Here is a 14732-nt window from a genome sequence, read left to right as displayed (position 1 = left end):
CGCTCCTCTCCGCCGAGCTCCTGCCGTGTCCCCGCCGAGTCCCTGCCGCGCCCCGCCGCTTCCCCGCTGAGCCTCCGCTGACCGGGACGCCCGGACCGTGAGACCCTGAGAACACACAGGGACACAGCACAGCAAACGGTGCGCACTGGGCGATGCGCGAGGCCCGCGATCCACGCGAGGAGTGAGCCCGATGAGGATGGTCCTGAAGGCCCAGATACCGACCGAAGCCGGCAATGAGGTCCTCCGCAGCGGCGGCATGCCGAAGATCATGGAGGCCGCCATCGCCGCCCTCAAACCGGAGGCCGCCTACTTCACCCTCGACGACGGCGACCGCACCTGCTACTTCTACTTCGACATGCAGCAGTCGTCGCAGATGCCGCCGGTCCTGGAATCGTTCTTCATGGAACTGAACGCCAAGGTCTCGATCCAGCCCGTGATGAACATGGACGACCTGCGCATCGGCCTCGGCGACCTGATGAGCGGGACCTGAGCCGACCCGGCGGGACCCCACGGCCCCCAGCGGCAGCCGGGCGACCTCCGGGCGCCGCCTCACTCCGGCCCGGTGTCCTCCGGCGTGCCGTGCGCCAACTCGCCTAGCACGCCCAGCGCTTCGGCCAGTGCGTCCAGCGGCGGTGAGGCCAGCGCCAGCCGTACCGCGCTTGGCGCGTGACCGGCGCCGGCGGCGAACGCCCCGGCGGGGGTGACTGCGATGCCGCGCCGCGCGGCGGCGGCGACGAAGGTGTCGGCGCGCCAGGGTTCCGGCAGCTCCCACCAGCAGTGGTACGCCTGCGGGTCGGCGCGCACCCGGAAGCCGGCTAGCCGTGCGGCGACGATCCGCTGGCGGGCCGCAGCGTCCTCGCGCTTGGCCGCCTCGACGGCCGCCGCGGTCCCGTCGGCCATCCAGCGGGTCGCCGCCTCCAGCGCGAAACGGGAGGCCGTCCAGGTACCCGACCGCAGCGCCGCCGCGAACTCCGGCACACCGCCCGCGGGCACGGTGAGGAACCCCAGGGACAGCCCGGGCGCCAGCCGCTTGGAGAGGCTGTCGACGACCACGGTGCGCTCGGGCGCATGCGCCGCGAACGGCGGCAGGTCGGCGCGGAGGAACCCATAGATCCCGTCCTCGATCACCTGGATGTCCAACTCCCGCAGGAGTACGGCGAGTTCGCGACGTCGCTGGACGGGCATCGTGATGCCCAACGGGTTGTGCAGGGCCGGCTGGAGGTAGACGGCGCGCAGCGGGGCGGCGGCCCGGAGCGCCTCGGGGGTCAGGCCGTGCTCGTCCATCGCGAGGGGGACGAGGGTGACACCGAGGCGGGCCGCGATGCCCTTGACGACCGGGTAGGTGAGGGCCTCCACGCCGAGCCGTTCGCCGGCCGGGACCAGGGCAGCGACCGCGGCGGCCACCGCCTGCCGGCCGTTGCCGGCGAAGAGCAGCGCCCCGGGGTCCGGGGCCCAGCCGGCCCGGGCGAGATGCCCGGCCGCGGCCCGGCGGGCGGCGGGGGTGCCCGCCGCCCCCACCGGGCGCAGCGCACCGGCCAGCACGTCCGGATGCAGCAGCTGCTGGAGGCTCGCGGCGAGCAGTGCCGGCTGGTCCGGCAGCACCGGGAAATTGATCTCCAGATCGATCCGGGCCTCGCCCGGCTCGGCCAGCGCGGGTTCGGCCGGGGGCGCACCGGTCCGTACGAAGGTGCCGCGGCCGACCTCGCCCACCGTCAGGCCCCGCCGGCTCAGCTCCTGGTACACCCGTGCCGCCGTCGAGTTGGCGATCCTGCGGTCGCGGGCGAACCGGCGCAGCGGCGGCAGCCGGTCGCCTGGCCACAGCCGGCCGGCCGCGATGTCCGCCGCCAGCCGGTCGGCGATCGCGCGGTAGTCGTCCATCAGCCACTCCCCGGTCCGGATCGGTGCACCCAACATTGCACCGAGAACATTGTTTTTATTGCACCGAGAGATTGCCCCTCATAGCATCGAGGAGTCAAGCCACGACAGAGGGGACGCACAGGTGGGTACGGCCGCTTTCGAAGAGATCACCATCGGGTACGAGGACGTGGGCGGCGGTGAGCCGCTGGTGCTGGTGCACGGCCACCCGTTCGACCGCTCGATGTGGCGCCCACAGGCCGAGCACTTCGGCCGCGCCGGCTGGCGGGTGATCGTCCCGGATCTCCGCGGGTACGGGGAGACCTCGGTGGTGCCGGGCACGACCCCGCTGGAGACCTTCGCGGGCGATCTGGCCGCCCTGCTCGACCGGCTGGGCGTCGAGCGCTGCGTCCTGGGCGGACTGTCCATGGGCGGCCAGATCGTCATGGAGTGCTACCGCCGCTTCCCGGACCGGATCCGCGCCCTGGTCCTCGCGGACACCTTCGCGGCGGCGGAGACGGACGAGGGCAGGGCCGCCCGCTACGCCATGGCGGACCGCCTGGTCCGCGAGGGGATGTCCGGCTATGCGGACGAGGTCCTGGCGAGGATGGTCTCCCCGCACACCCTCGCGACCCGGCCGGACGTGGCCCACCACGTCCTGACGATGATGACCGGCGCCCCGCCCGAGGGCGCGGCGGCGGCGCTGCGCGGCCGCGCCGAACGCCCCGACTACGGCGACCTGTTGACGCGGGTCAGGGTTCCGGTGCTCACCGTCGTCGGGGCGGACGACACCTACACGCCGCTCAGCGACGCCCAGGACATCCACCGGCGGGTGCCGGACGGCAGGCTGGCGGTCGTCGACGGGGCGGCCCACCTGCCGAACCTGGAGCGGGCGGAGGAGTTCAACGCGGTACTCGCGGAGTTCCTCGCCACCCTGCCGTCGACGACCGCACCGGCCGGCCGGGCGGTCGGCTGACCAGCCCCTCGCCGCCGGCTGCTCCACGGCAGGGCGGCGGCGAGGAGCCCCCTACGCGGGCACCCGCCCGTACCCCAGCAGCGCCGTGTGCGGCAGCACCAGCGCACCATCCGGGGTCACGAACTCAGCTGCCAGCGCGGTGAAGTGACGCCGTATCCGCTCGATGCCGGCCGGCCCCTGGCTGCATACGATCCGGCCGATCGTCGCCACACCGGCCGCCGGGCCGCTCCACCACTCCTCGGGCGTCGTCCGGTGGTCCCAGGACAGCGCGCGGCAGCCGGCGTCCGTCAGCCCCGCCCCGCGCAGCATCCCGGCCAGGCCGTCCACCGTCCGCGGGAAGTCGTCCTCCGGGGCCAGCGGCGGCAACTCCGCCGGGCGCTGCACCCCGGCCGCCTGGACGGCCCGCCCGAGCAGCGCCTGCCCCGGGGCCGCCGGCGCCGCCCAGATCGTCAGCGCGATCCACCCGCCCGGCCGGGCCACCCGGCGCAGCTCGTCCAGCGCAGCCCTCGGCCGGCCGACGTGGTTGAGCACGAAGTTGCCGACCACTGCGTCGAATTGACTGGTGCGATAGGGCAGTTGGGGCAGTGCGGCAATCTGGACCCGGGCACCCGGGGCGGCGCGGCGCGCCCGGCGGGCCATATCGGGCTCGGCGTCGACGGCGGTCACCACCGCGCCGCGCACACCGGCCGCCGCGGCGACCGAGCCGGCGCCCGTCCCGACATCCAGGACCCGCACCCCCTCCCCCACTCGGGCGGCATCCAGCAGCCGGGGCACCGGATGCGCACAGAGCCGCCCGAACCCCGCCTCGTACGCCGACGCGTTCCCCGCCCACGCCCGGCGCTCACTCTCATCGAACGGCGTCACCGCCGACCTCCCCGACTTCCTCCGGAATCACGGGTGTTACCCACCCGTAACCTACCGATGGGTTACCACAGGTAAGGGACGGACCTTACTCTCCAGTCAATTCGGGCCTCGTACGCCCCACCTGTCCGACGACAGCGTACGGTCGGCCCGCTTCGAGATCTGGAGCAGAAGATGACGCCCTCCCGCACGACTCTGCGTGCCGCGATCGGCACCGTCTCGGCGGCCGTGCTGGCCACCACGGTCCTCACCGGCGCACCGGCCCACGCCGCCCCCTCAGCACCGGAATCCGCCCGCAGCACGGCACCGGCCGCCGCGTCCGAAGCGGCCGGCGTCCGGTTCGTCGACATCGCGGGCGACGGCGGGACCACCCTCAAGGCGAACGTCTTCACCCCGGCCGGCGCCGACGGCACCCGGCGCTACCCGGTCATCGTGCTGCCCACCAGCTGGGCGATGCCCCAGGTCGAGTACCTGGCGCAGGCCGAGAAGCTGGCGGACTCCGGCTATGTGGTCGTCGGGTACAACTCACGTGGGTTCTGGCAGTCCGGCGGGCAGATCGAGACCGCCGGCCCGCAGGACATCGCCGACGCCTCGAAGGTCATCGACTGGGCGCTGGCCCACACCCCGGCCGATCCTGACAAGGTCGGCATGGGCGGCGTCTCGTACGGCGCCGGCATCAGCCTGCTGGCGTCCGCCTTCGACAAGCGGATCAAGGCGGTTGCGGCGCTCAGCGGCTGGGGCGACCTGATCGGCTCGATCTACAGCGGGCGCACCGAGCACCGCCAGGCGGCGGCGGTGCTCGGCGGGCTGGGCACCGTGACCGGGCGGCCGAGCCCCGAACTGCAGACCGTCCTCAAGGACTTCCTCAGCGGGAACCTCGCCAAGGAGAAGGACCTGATCGCCTGGGGGAAGAAGCGCTCCCCCGCCACCTACGTCGACCGGATCAACGCCAACGGCGCCGCGATCATGCTGGGGAACGCCTGGGGCGACTCCCTCTTCCCGCCCAACCAGTACGCCGACTTCTACGAGAAGCTGAGGGGCCCCAAGCGGCTGGAGTTCCGGCCCGGCGACCATGCGACGGCCGAGGCCACCGGGCTCTTCGGACTGCCCAACGACACCTGGACCAACACCCAGCGGTGGTTCGACCACTACCTCAAGGGCGCCGACAACGGCATCGACCACGAGTCGCCGGTCCTGCTCAAGTCCCGCTCCACCGGCGCCTACGAGGGCTACCAGAGCTGGCAGGACGTCCCGTCCGCACACCGGCGGATCGAGCTGGACGGCAGCCGGCAGATCAACACCAACTGGGACTCCGGCGCCGACGGCGGTCTGATCTTCCTCTCCAGCATGCTGGACCAGTTCTTCCGGCTGCCGCCGATGGCGTCGATCCCGCTGCTGCCGCGCTCGCTGGCCGCCGTCTGGAAGTCCGACCGCTATGAGACCGGACAGCGGGTCCGCGGCACCACCCGCCTGCACACCACCGTCACCAGCACCGCGGAGAGCGGCACCGCCGTCGCCTACCTCTACGACGTGGGTCCGCTGGGCCTGGGCAAGCTGGTCACCCACGCGCCGTTCACCTTCCACGGCAAGACCCCGGGCCGGCCCTTCGGCGTCGACCTGGACCTGTTCTCCACCGCGTACGACGTACCGGCCGGGCACCGGCTCGCGGTGGTCGTGGACACCGTCGACCCGCTCTACCTCGAGCACAACCCGAGCGGCGCCCGGCTGACGTTCTCCTCGCCGGCCGACGACCCGTCCTACGTCTCGGTGCCGGTCCGCGACTGAGCGCGGGTGCGGCGGGGCCCCGGGCGGCGGGCCTGCGGCATGATCGTGAGCATGGGGAACCCCGCGCCGCACCCGCACCTGCCCACGACCGAAGCGGCGGTCGCCGCCGTCCGGGAGGTCGCCCACGCCCACCGCCTGGAGCTGACCGTCACCGACGACATCGGCGCGGACCGGACCTCCCGCCGTACCGCCGCCGGCGCCTTCACGGTGCTGGACCCGGACGGTTCGCTGCCGCACGAGGCGTTGGTGGAACTGGGCGGCTCGCCGGCCGTCACCGTCCGGCTCTTCCCGGAGGACGATGCGCTGATCACCGTGGAGGGGGTGGAGTTCGCCGATGTCTCGCGGGACGCGGTGCCGGCGTTCCTGCGCTCGGTGTACGGCGGACTGGCCCACGTCCGGACGCGGTTCTTCCCGCCGGGGCAGTGGCTGGTGGTGCCGCTGCCGGGCGATGAGACCTACCGTGAACCGGTCCTCCCGGCAGGACTCAGCCCCTGGCTGGCGCGGCGCGTCCGCTGACGGCCGGGGCGCGGTCGGCCGCCAAGGGCGGTCACCGGGCGGGCGGCTGGTGACCTCCGGTCAGGAGGTTGCCCGGCTCGGCGGCGGCCACATCGACGGCCTCGACCTTGGGGTTGCGCCGCTGTCGCCGGGAGACCCAGTTGGCCAGCCAGGACAGCAGCATGCACATCCCGATGTAGACCGGCGAGATGATCATGACGACCGGGATGAACGGCAGGCCGTAGTCGAGGTTGGACGCGATGAGCTTGCCGGCGTGCAGGAACTCCTCATAGGTGATCAGGAAGCCCAGTGAGGTGTCCTTCAGGGCGACCACCAGCTGACTGATGATCGCGGGCAGCATCGCCCGGACCGCCTGCGGCACCAGGACGTGCGTCATCACCTGGGTCTTGCGCATGCCCAGCGCGTACGCGGCCTCGCGCTGGCCGCGGTCGACGGCGTTGACGCCGCTGCGGAAGACCTCGGCGAGCACCGAGCCGTTGTAGAGCGTCAGGCCGGCGACCAGGGCGGGCAGCGGCGCGACCTGGAGCGCCACATAGATGAAGAAGATCATGACCAGCAGCGGCATGGCGCGGAAGAACTCCACCACCAGCGTGCAGACCCAGCGGACCGCCCGGTGCTCGGAGAGCCGGCCGGTGGCCAGCACCGCGCCGAGCGCCAGCGACAGCACCGCCGCCAGGGCGAAGGCCTTGAGGGTGTTGCCGAGGCCGCGCAGCAGCAGCTCCTGGATCCCCTTGTAGAGGAACGGGCTCCACTTGGCCGCGGTGAACTGGCCGGTGGCGAAGAGGAGGTAGAGGACCCAGCCGATCAGGGCCAGGATCGCGACCGTCGCGCCGAGGCCGTAGAGGCGGTGCCGCGCCCGGGTCCGCGGGCCCGGGACGTCGTAGAGGGCGGTGGTGGTCATCGGGTCACTCCGTAGTGCTTCTCCAGGAAGTTGAAGAGCGCGCTGATGGTCAGGGTCACGATCAGGTAGCCCACGGCGATCCAGACGAAGGTCCAGATGATGTTGTAGCCCAGCTCGCTGAGCGGCTTGTAGACGCCGAGCAGCTCGACGACGCTGAAGGCGCCGGCGATCGCGGAGTTCTTGGCGAGGGCGATCAGCGTGGAGCCGATGGGCGGGATGACGGACCGGAAGGCCTGCGGGAGGACGATCTCCCCGAGCGTCTGCGGAAAGGTCATCCCGAGGCTGCGGGCCGCCTCGCCCTGGCCCGTCGGCACGGTGTTGATGCCGGACCGCACCGCCTCGCAGATGAAGGCGGAGGTGTAGCAGCCCAGCGCCAGGATCGCGAAGAGCTGGAAGGGCAGCACCAGGCCGAAGCGCGGTAGGCCCAGCACCACGGCGAAGAACAGCAGGGTCAGCGGCGTATTGCGGAGGACCGTCACCCACGCGGCGCCGAACGCCCGCAGCGAGCCGACCGGTGCGACCCGGAAGGCCGCCATCAGGAAGCCCAGGACGAGCGCCAACAGCGAGGCGTAGAAGGTGAGTTCCACGGTGCCCAGCAGGCCGTCGGCGTAGAGGGAGAGGTTGTCGAGGAGAACGTTCATCGGTCGGTTCCTTGGCTCCTCAGGTCGCCGGGTAGCGGTCGATCGGGGGCGGCGTCGGGGCGGGCACCCCGGACAGACCGAGGGTGGCGTTGTAGGCCTTCTTCCAGTCGCCGTTCTTCTCGGCCGCGGCGAGCGCGTCGTCCAGCGCGAAGCGCAGCGCGTTGTCGCCCCGCGGCACCCCGATGCCGTACGGCTCCTGGGAGAACGGCTTGCCGACCACCTTCAGCTCTTCCGGCACCTTGGCGGCGTAGCCCAGCAGGATCGCGTCGTCGGTGGTGACCGCGTCGACCTGGTAGGTGAGCAGGTTGTCCACGCACACCGAGTAGGTGTCGTAGGCGACCAGCACGGCCTTGGGGTACTCGGCCTGGATGCGCTGGTAGGGGGTCGATCCGGCGGCCGAGCAGACGCGTTTGCCGGCCAGGTCCTGCGGGCCCTTGATGTCGTTCTCGTCGGCGCGCACCAGCAGCGACTGGCCGGCCATGTAGTAGGGCCCGGCGAAGCCCACCAGCTTCTTGCGCTTGTCGTTGATGGTGTACGTACCGACGTAGAAGTCGATCTGGCCGTTCTGCAGCGCCGTCTCGCGGTTGGCGGAGGCGATGGTCTTGAACTCGATGGTGCTCGGCGGGAAGCCGAGGGCGGCCGACATCATCCGGGCGATCTCGATGTCGAATCCGGAGTAGCGGCCGGACGCCGGGTCCCTCTCGCCGAGGTAGGGCTGGTCCTCCTTGACGCCGATGATGAGGTGGCCGCGACGCTTGGCCTTCTGCCAGGTCGGGGAGTCCGGCAGCCGGAAGTTGCGGTTGACGGGGTAGGTAGGCAGCTGGTCGGCCCGGGGGCCCTTGACCGGCGGGCTGCCCTCCCGGCCGCAGCCCACCAGGGCCAGTACGAGCAGGGCGAGCACGAGGGCCGGCAGGGCACGGCGCCGGCGCGTGGAGTGGAGGTGCGGCATCGCGGCGCCCCGTTCAGTGCTTGAGGATCTTGGAGAGGAAGTCCTTGGCCCGCTCGCTGCGCGGTGCGGTGAAGAACTCCTCGGGGGTGCGGTCCTCGATGATCCGGCCGTCGGCCATGAACACCACGCGGTTGGCGGCGGAGCGGGCGAAGCCCATCTCGTGGGTGACCACGACCATCGTCATGCCCTCGCGGGCGAGCTGGCGCATCACCTCCAGCACCTCGTTGATCATCTCCGGGTCGAGGGCGGAGGTCGGCTCGTCGAAGAGCAGCGCCTTGGGGTCCATGGCCAGCGCGCGGGCGATCGCCACCCGCTGCTGCTGGCCGCCGGAGAGCTGCGCCGGGTACTTCTCGGCCTGGTCGGCGAGCCCGACCCGGTCCAGCAGTTCGCGGGCCCGCCGTGCGGCCTCGTCCTTCTTCGTCCGGCGGACCTTGACCGGCGCCAGCATGACGTTGGCCAGCACGGTCTTGTGGGCGAAGAGGTTGAAGGACTGGAAGACCATGCCGACTTCGGCGCGCAGCTGGGCGAGCGCCCGGCCCTCTTCGGGCAGCGGCCGGCCGTCCAGCTCGATGGTTCCCGACTCGACCGTCTCCAGGCGGTTGATCGCCCGGCACAGGGTGGACTTCCCGCCGCCGGAGGGCCCGATGACCACGACCACCTCCCCGCGGCCGACGGTGAGGTCGATGTCCTGGAGGACATGCAGCTTTCCGTAGTGCTTGTTGACCCCGCGCATCTCGATCAGCGCTTCACCGGCCATATGCAGTCCTGCCCACTCTCATCCGTACAGCGGAGAGCCCGCAACCTACCGGGGCAAAAGGGGCAGTTCCCCACTGACACGCACGCGTCAGCGGATAGGGGGCGATAAGTCAGCTAAGCCAGTCGGCCGCCGATCCGGCGGATCAGGTCTCGGAGACCTCCGCACAGACCTGGGAGAGCTCGGGCGCGCCGGTGTCGGCCCAGTCATGGCCGGCCGCCACCACATCGATCTCCCGCCCGGAGGCCAGTCGGACCACCGGCCGGCCGTCCGGCCACACGTGCCAGACCGCGCCCCGGACCGTGCGCACGAGGACCGTGCCGAGGTAGAGACCGGCGTCGTTGCCCAGCCAGGGCAGCACTTCCGGGTCGTCCCGCCAGACCGGCTGGAGCTGGTCCAGTAGCTCCAACGACCGTACGGAGTCGTCCAGTTCCACCCCCGCGGCGGCGGCCTGGGCCCGGAGCAGCTCACATTCGGACAGCAGCTCGACGACGCTGTCGGGATCGGCCCGCACCGACTCCGCCAGCGGCACGGACCGGTGCGCACGGTGCCGCTTGCGCCACTTGTCCAGGAAAGACATGTTCATGGTGTGCAGGGTCCCACCGGAGGTGTGGCCGGGGCCACAGGCGCGCGGCGCGACTGGGCGCCGTTCGCCACCTTGACGGCTCCCCGCCACCTCCCTACGTTCATGGCGCCCGTATCGGATCGGCCAGATCCGCCGGCCCCCGCTCTCGCCTCGGGGGACGGCCGGATCGCAGTGCACACCTGCCCGTTGACGCCTTCCGGAGGGACCCGGACCGATGCAGCTACGACGACGGAGCGCCCTGGCCCTGCTGCTCGCCGCACTGGTGCTGCCGGGCGCCACCGCCACCACCGGGGCGGCAGCCGCCGCGCCGCACGACGCCCGCCCCCAGCCCCTGTCCCGGTTCTTCGACAACACCGCCGTCAGCGACAACTCCCGCCCCCGGGCAGCCGACTTCGACGGTGCGGGCCACTCGCTGTCCGCCCAGGACCTGGCGGCGGCCGGCTGGTCGCCCGGGGCCGCGCTGACCCTCGACGGGGCGCGGCTGACCTGGCCCCGTACGGCGCCGGGCGCACCGGACAACGTGCGGGCGGCCGGGCAGGCGGTGGCGGTGCGCGGCCGGGGCGACGCGCTGACCTTCCTGGTGGCCGGCACCGGCGGCACCGCTACCGGCAGCGGCACCGTGCGCTACCGGGACGGCTCCCGCAGCCCCTACGAACTCACCGCGCCCGACTGGCGGTCCGGCCCGCTGAGCACCAAGGCGGTGACCCTGCCGCACCTCAACGGCGGGCAGGAGCGGCCAGCCACCGGAGTGCGGCTGTACGCGGTGGCCGTACCGCTGCGGCCGGGGCGGGAAGTGGCGTCCGTGGTGCTGCCCCGGCTGCCGCGCTCCGCACCCACCCTGCACGTCTTCGCGGTGTCGGTACGGGACACCGGGCGTGGCCGGACCGGGAGTTGGGCGGCGAGCACCGCCGGCTACCGGGCGGTGGGCCCCTGGACGGACCGTACGCTGCGGCTGGTGGTGCACAGCGGCGCCGGCGGCCCGCGGGCGCGGATCCGGATCGCCAACACCTTCGCCGCGGCGCCGGTGGAGATCGGGGCGGCCAGCCTCGCGCTGCGCGGCTCCGGCGCGGCGGCGCGCAGCGCTCCGGTCCCGCTGACCTTCGGCCGGGGCCGGGCCGGGGTCCGGATTCCGGCCGGCGCCGAGGCCTTCAGCGATCCGGCGCCCTTCACCGTGCCGCCCGGGGCCGATCTGCTGGTGAGCCTGTACCTCCCGGGGACGGTCGCGGCGGCGCCGGTGCACCAGGAGGCCGCCCAGCTGTCGTACCTCGGCGCGACCGGCGGCGGGGACCGGACCCGGGACACCGGTGGCGCGGCCTACCCGGAGACCCTGTCCGTCTGGCCGTTCCTCACCGGGGTCGATGTCCGGGGCGGTCCCGGTTCGGTGGTGGCGCTGGGCGATTCGATCACCGACGGGGTGAGGTCGACGGCCGGCGCCAACCGCCGCTGGCCGGACGTGCTCGCCGCCCGCTTCCAGACCCAGCGCGCCCTGCCCCGCTACGGGGTGCTCAACCATGGGATCTCGGCGAACCGGGTGGTCACCGACCGCTATCAGGGCGACGGGGTGAGCGCCGACACCGGTGGGGTCAGCGCCGGGCACCGGCTGGAGCGGGACGTCCTGGCGCAGCCCTCGGCGCGCACGGTGGTGGTCTTCGAGGGCATCAACGACGTGCGCTGGGGGACCACGGCGGACCAGGTCGTCGCCGGTCTGCGGGCGCTGGCCCGGCGCGCGCACCAGCGGGGACTGCGGGTCGTGGTGGCCACCCTCGCGCCCTGTGCGGGCTACGCGGACTGCACCGCCACCGTGGAGGCCCGGCGCAGCGCCGTCAACGCGGCGCTGCGCGGCCGGGCCGGCAGCGCCTTCGATGCGGTCTGGGACTTCGACGCCGTGCTCCGCGATCCCGGGCAGCCGCAGCGGCTGCGGCCCGCCTATGACAGCGGGGACCACCTCCACCCCGGTGACGCCGGGCTGAAGGCGCTGGGCGAGGCGGTGGACCTGCGGGCGCTGGTACCCGGGCGGGGGTGAGGCCCGCGGCCCGGACGTCAGACGTCGAGGTCGACCACCACCGGAGCGTGGTCCGAGGCGCCCTTGCCCTTGCGCTCCTCGCGGTCCACATAGGCGTCCGAGACGGCCTTGGCGAACGGGGCGTTGCCGTAGACCAGGTCAATGCGCATCCCGCGGTTCTTGGGGAAGGCGAGCTGGCGGTAGTCCCAGTAGGTGTAGGGCCGGTCGTACTTGAGCGGGCGCGGCACCACGTCCGTCAGCCCGGCCTCGCGCAGCGCCGACAGCGCGGCACGCTCGGCGGGCGTGACATGGGTGGCGCCGACGAAGGCGGCGGGGTCGAAGACGTCCTCGTCGGTCGGCGCGACGTTGTAGTCGCCGAGGACCGCGAACGGGCGGGCGCCCGCCGCGTCCTCGGCGACCGCCTTCCGCAGCGCCTCGAACCAGCCGAGCTTGTAGGCGTAGTGCGCATGGTCGACCTCGCGGCCGTTGGGGACGTACACCGACCAGACACGGGCCGGGCCGCAGGTCGCCGAGACCGCGCGGGGCTCCTGCACGCCCTCGTAGTCCGGACCGCCGGGGAGGCCCAGGACGACGTCCTCCAGGCCCACCTTGGACAGCAGGGCCACGCCGTTCCACCGCCCGTTGGCGTTGACCGCGGCCTCATAGCCGAGCTCGCGCAGCTGCTCGTGCGGGAACTGCTCGGCGGTGCACTTGGTCTCCTGGATGCACAGCACGTCCGTGCCGGTGCTCTCCAGCCAGGCCAGCAGCCTCGGGAGGCGGGCGGTGATCGAATTGACGTTCCAGGTCGCGATGCGCATGTCTGTAAACCTACAGCGCGCCACCGACAGGCCGGGCCCGCCGGCGGCCGGGCCTCAGCCGAGCACGGCGGTGCTGCCGGGGGTGAGCCGGCCGTGGTCGGTACCGCCCAGCTTGTCAATCATGGAGTCGTAGATCGGGCGGGCATGGTCCTGCAGCAGGCTGTCGTGGATGTCGATGGCCCGCCGGGGCGCGACCGCGCGGACGTAGTCGATCACCTCGGCGACCTTGTTCCAGGGCGCGTGGACCGGCAGCAGCAGGGTGTCGACCGTACGGCCCTCCGGGACCGTGAGCGCATCGCCGGGGTGGAACACCGCCCCGCCGTCCAGCAGGTAGCCGACGTTGGTGATGCGCGGGATGTCCGGGTGGATGACGGCGTGCAGCTGGCCGTGCACCTCGACGTCGAAGCCGGCCGCGGTGAAGGTGTCGCCCTCACCGACGGTGTGCACCCGGCCGGGGAAGGCGGCCGAGATCTGGTCGGCGACGCTGGCCAGGGTCCAGATCTCGGCCCCCGGGTTGGCCTCCATCCCCGCCCGGAGCCGCCCGGCGTCGAAGTGGTCCAGGTGCTCATGGGTGATCAGGATCGCGTCCGCGCCGACGGCCGCGTCCTCCTCGCTGAACGCGCCCGGATCGATGACCAGCGTCCGCCCGTCCTTCTCCAGCCGGACACAGGCGTGGCTCTTCTTGGTGAGTTCCATGGCCCCATCTTGCCGCGCACGGGCCCTGCTCAGGGGGCGTTCGGGGGCCTTTCGCGGCACCCGGGCGCGGGCCGGGGCACCTCGTCCGCGCCCGGCCGGGACGCCTCAGTGCTCCGGTGTGGTCTCCTCGCGGATCACCCGCTGGGCCACGGCGAAGGCGGAGTTGGCGGCCGGGACCCCGCAGTACACGGCGGTGTGCAGGAGGACTTCCTTGATCTCCGTCGGGGTGAGGCCGTTGCGCAGGGCCGCGCGGGTGTGCAGGGCCAGCTCCTCGTGGTGACCGCGGGCGACCAGCGCGGTGAGCGTGATGACGCTGCGGGTCCGGCGGTCCAGGCCGGGACGGGTCCAGGTCTCGCCCCAGGCGTAGCGGGTGATGAAGTCCTGGAAGTCGCCGGTGAAGTCGTCGGCCGCGGCCTGCGCCCGGTCGACGTGGGCGTCGCCGAGGACCTCCCGGCGGACCTTGATGCCCGCCTCGTACGTGCCGCCGCGGTTCTGATCCGGCAGGGCGAGGCCGGACTCGATGGCGGCCGGCGGCGCCTGCGGGACGGGTGGGGGCGCGATCTGCGGCTTGGGCGCGGCGGCACCGAGGGCGGCCTGGCCGCCGGGGCCCGGCTTGTCGTGCCAGGCGGTGCTGAAGTGCCGGATGAGGAGCTCGGTGACGGCCGCGGGCTGCTCGACGGGGGCGAGGTGGGAGGTGCCGGGCACCAGCGCCAGGCTCGCGTCGGGGATGCCGGCGACCAGGGTGCGGGCGTCGGTGGTGGGGGTGACCTGGTCCTCGGAGCCGACCACCACCAGCGTGGGGACGCCGACCCGGCCGAGCGAGGACCGTACGTCGAAGGCGGCCAGCGCCTCGCAGGCGGCGATGTAGCAGCCGGGGTCGGTGGTGCGCACCATCTGCACGGCCCACTCGACGATCGCGGCCTGGGCGCCGGCGAAGCCGGGGGTGAACCAGTGCTCGGGCGAGGAGCGGGCGATCGGGTCGAGCCCGTTGGTACGGATGACCACCCCGCGCTGGCGCCAGGCGTCGGCGGTCCCGTAGCGCGCGGAGGAGGACACCAGGGCGAGGGAGGTGACCCGGTGGGGGCGGGTGAGGGCCAGCTGGGTGCCGATCGCGCCGCCGATGTTGCAGCCGGCGTAGCCGAAGCGCTCCACGCCGAGGGCATCGAGGGTGGCGACCAGGCGGTCGGCCAGCTCCGCGATGGAGGCCGCCGCGTGGGCGGGCGAGCCGCCGTGCCCCGGAAGGTCGAAACGGATGACCCGCCAGTGGCGGGCCAGCTCGGGGATCTGCCGGTCCCACATGTGCCAGGTGGTCCCGAGAGCGGCGCCCAGGACGAGTACGGGGGCGTCGTCGGGGCCGTCGATCCGGTGCTGCAGGGTCTTCTCACTCACCCGG

The 14732-nt window shown here is 72.9% G+C and carries 15 protein-coding genes; 5 read left to right on the top strand and 10 right to left on the bottom strand.

Annotation, left to right across the window (positions count from 1 at the left end; translation table 11 throughout):
- Nucleotides 1–190 precede the first annotated feature (190 nt).
- Nucleotides 191–490, top strand: coding sequence for a hypothetical protein (locus tag AB0G84_RS20060; RefSeq protein WP_361322106.1), 300 nt, complete (start codon nucleotides 191–193; stop codon nucleotides 488–490).
- A 59-nt stretch (nucleotides 491–549) separates the two neighbouring features.
- On the opposite strand, the gene AB0G84_RS20055 is transcribed toward AB0G84_RS20060, so the two are convergent.
- On the bottom strand, nucleotides 550–1878 hold the full coding sequence (locus AB0G84_RS20055; protein ID WP_361322104.1) for a PLP-dependent aminotransferase family protein: 1329 nt from the start codon (nucleotides 1876–1878) through the stop codon (nucleotides 550–552).
- Between the two features lie 121 nt (nucleotides 1879–1999).
- Here AB0G84_RS20055 and AB0G84_RS20050 point away from each other — a divergent pair, with 121 nt between their 5' ends.
- Nucleotides 2000–2830, top strand: a complete 831-nt coding sequence (locus AB0G84_RS20050) for an alpha/beta hydrolase (RefSeq protein WP_361322101.1) — start codon at nucleotides 2000–2002, stop codon at nucleotides 2828–2830.
- Nucleotides 2831–2881: 51 nt separating this feature from the next.
- On the opposite strand, the gene AB0G84_RS20045 is transcribed toward AB0G84_RS20050, so the two are convergent.
- Nucleotides 2882–3694, bottom strand: coding sequence for a methyltransferase domain-containing protein (locus AB0G84_RS20045; protein ID WP_361322098.1), 813 nt, complete (start codon nucleotides 3692–3694; stop codon nucleotides 2882–2884).
- Nucleotides 3695–3865: 171 nt separating this feature from the next.
- Between AB0G84_RS20045 and AB0G84_RS20040 the strand changes: the two genes are divergently transcribed.
- Both AB0G84_RS20040 and AB0G84_RS20035 read left to right on the top strand, forming a co-directional pair.
- Nucleotides 3866–5476, top strand: coding sequence for an alpha/beta fold hydrolase (locus tag AB0G84_RS20040; RefSeq protein ID WP_361322095.1), 1611 nt, complete (start codon nucleotides 3866–3868; stop codon nucleotides 5474–5476).
- A gap of 51 nt (nucleotides 5477–5527) precedes the next feature.
- A complete protein-coding gene (locus tag AB0G84_RS20035; RefSeq protein WP_361322092.1) occupies nucleotides 5528–5992 on the top strand; it encodes a hypothetical protein in 465 nt (154 codons plus the stop codon).
- 31 nt (nucleotides 5993–6023) lie between these two features.
- On the opposite strand, the gene AB0G84_RS20030 is transcribed toward AB0G84_RS20035, so the two are convergent.
- From AB0G84_RS20030 to AB0G84_RS20010, 5 genes are all read right to left on the bottom strand, one after another.
- Nucleotides 6024–6893, bottom strand: coding sequence for an amino acid ABC transporter permease (locus tag AB0G84_RS20030; protein ID WP_361322089.1), 870 nt, complete (start codon nucleotides 6891–6893; stop codon nucleotides 6024–6026).
- Nucleotides 6890–7534: an amino acid ABC transporter permease gene (locus tag AB0G84_RS20025; RefSeq protein ID WP_361322086.1), complete on the bottom strand. Its 645-nt coding sequence runs from the start codon at nucleotides 7532–7534 to the stop codon at nucleotides 6890–6892. The genes AB0G84_RS20030 and AB0G84_RS20025 overlap by 4 nt, the downstream gene beginning before the upstream one ends.
- 19 nt (nucleotides 7535–7553) lie before the next feature.
- On the bottom strand, nucleotides 7554–8483 hold the full coding sequence (locus AB0G84_RS20020; protein ID WP_361322083.1) for a glutamate ABC transporter substrate-binding protein: 930 nt from the start codon (nucleotides 8481–8483) through the stop codon (nucleotides 7554–7556).
- A gap of 13 nt (nucleotides 8484–8496) precedes the next feature.
- Nucleotides 8497–9240 (bottom strand): amino acid ABC transporter ATP-binding protein, encoded by a 744-nt coding sequence (locus AB0G84_RS20015; RefSeq protein WP_361322080.1) that lies wholly within the window; start codon nucleotides 9238–9240, stop codon nucleotides 8497–8499.
- A gap of 142 nt (nucleotides 9241–9382) precedes the next feature.
- Nucleotides 9383–9823, bottom strand: a complete 441-nt coding sequence (locus tag AB0G84_RS20010) for a DUF6278 family protein (protein WP_361322077.1) — start codon at nucleotides 9821–9823, stop codon at nucleotides 9383–9385.
- A 214-nt stretch (nucleotides 9824–10037) separates the two neighbouring features.
- On the opposite strand from AB0G84_RS20010, the gene AB0G84_RS20005 reads away from it, so the two are divergent.
- Entirely contained in the window at nucleotides 10038–11846 is a 1809-nt protein-coding gene (locus AB0G84_RS20005; RefSeq protein WP_361322075.1) for an SGNH/GDSL hydrolase family protein, read from the top strand.
- 17 nt (nucleotides 11847–11863) lie between these two features.
- Here the strand turns inward: AB0G84_RS20005 and AB0G84_RS20000 are convergent, their stop codons facing one another.
- From AB0G84_RS20000 to pcaC, 3 genes are all read right to left on the bottom strand, one after another.
- Nucleotides 11864–12643 (bottom strand): exodeoxyribonuclease III, encoded by a 780-nt coding sequence (locus tag AB0G84_RS20000; protein ID WP_361322072.1) that lies wholly within the window; start codon nucleotides 12641–12643, stop codon nucleotides 11864–11866.
- A gap of 54 nt (nucleotides 12644–12697) precedes the next feature.
- On the bottom strand, nucleotides 12698–13339 hold the full coding sequence (locus AB0G84_RS19995) for an MBL fold metallo-hydrolase (RefSeq protein ID WP_361322069.1): 642 nt from the start codon (nucleotides 13337–13339) through the stop codon (nucleotides 12698–12700).
- Between the two features lie 105 nt (nucleotides 13340–13444).
- Nucleotides 13445–14728, bottom strand: coding sequence for a 4-carboxymuconolactone decarboxylase (gene pcaC / locus AB0G84_RS19990; protein WP_361322537.1), 1284 nt, complete (start codon nucleotides 14726–14728; stop codon nucleotides 13445–13447).
- Nucleotides 14729–14732 lie beyond the last annotated feature (4 nt).

Origin of the sequence: Streptomyces sp. NPDC020742 (genome assembly GCF_040641675.1) — a bacterium.
GTDB lineage: Bacteria > Actinomycetota > Actinomycetes > Streptomycetales > Streptomycetaceae > Streptomyces.
The sequence above is the reverse complement of the archived record's forward strand: the minus strand, read 5'-3'. Positions and strand labels throughout refer to the sequence as shown.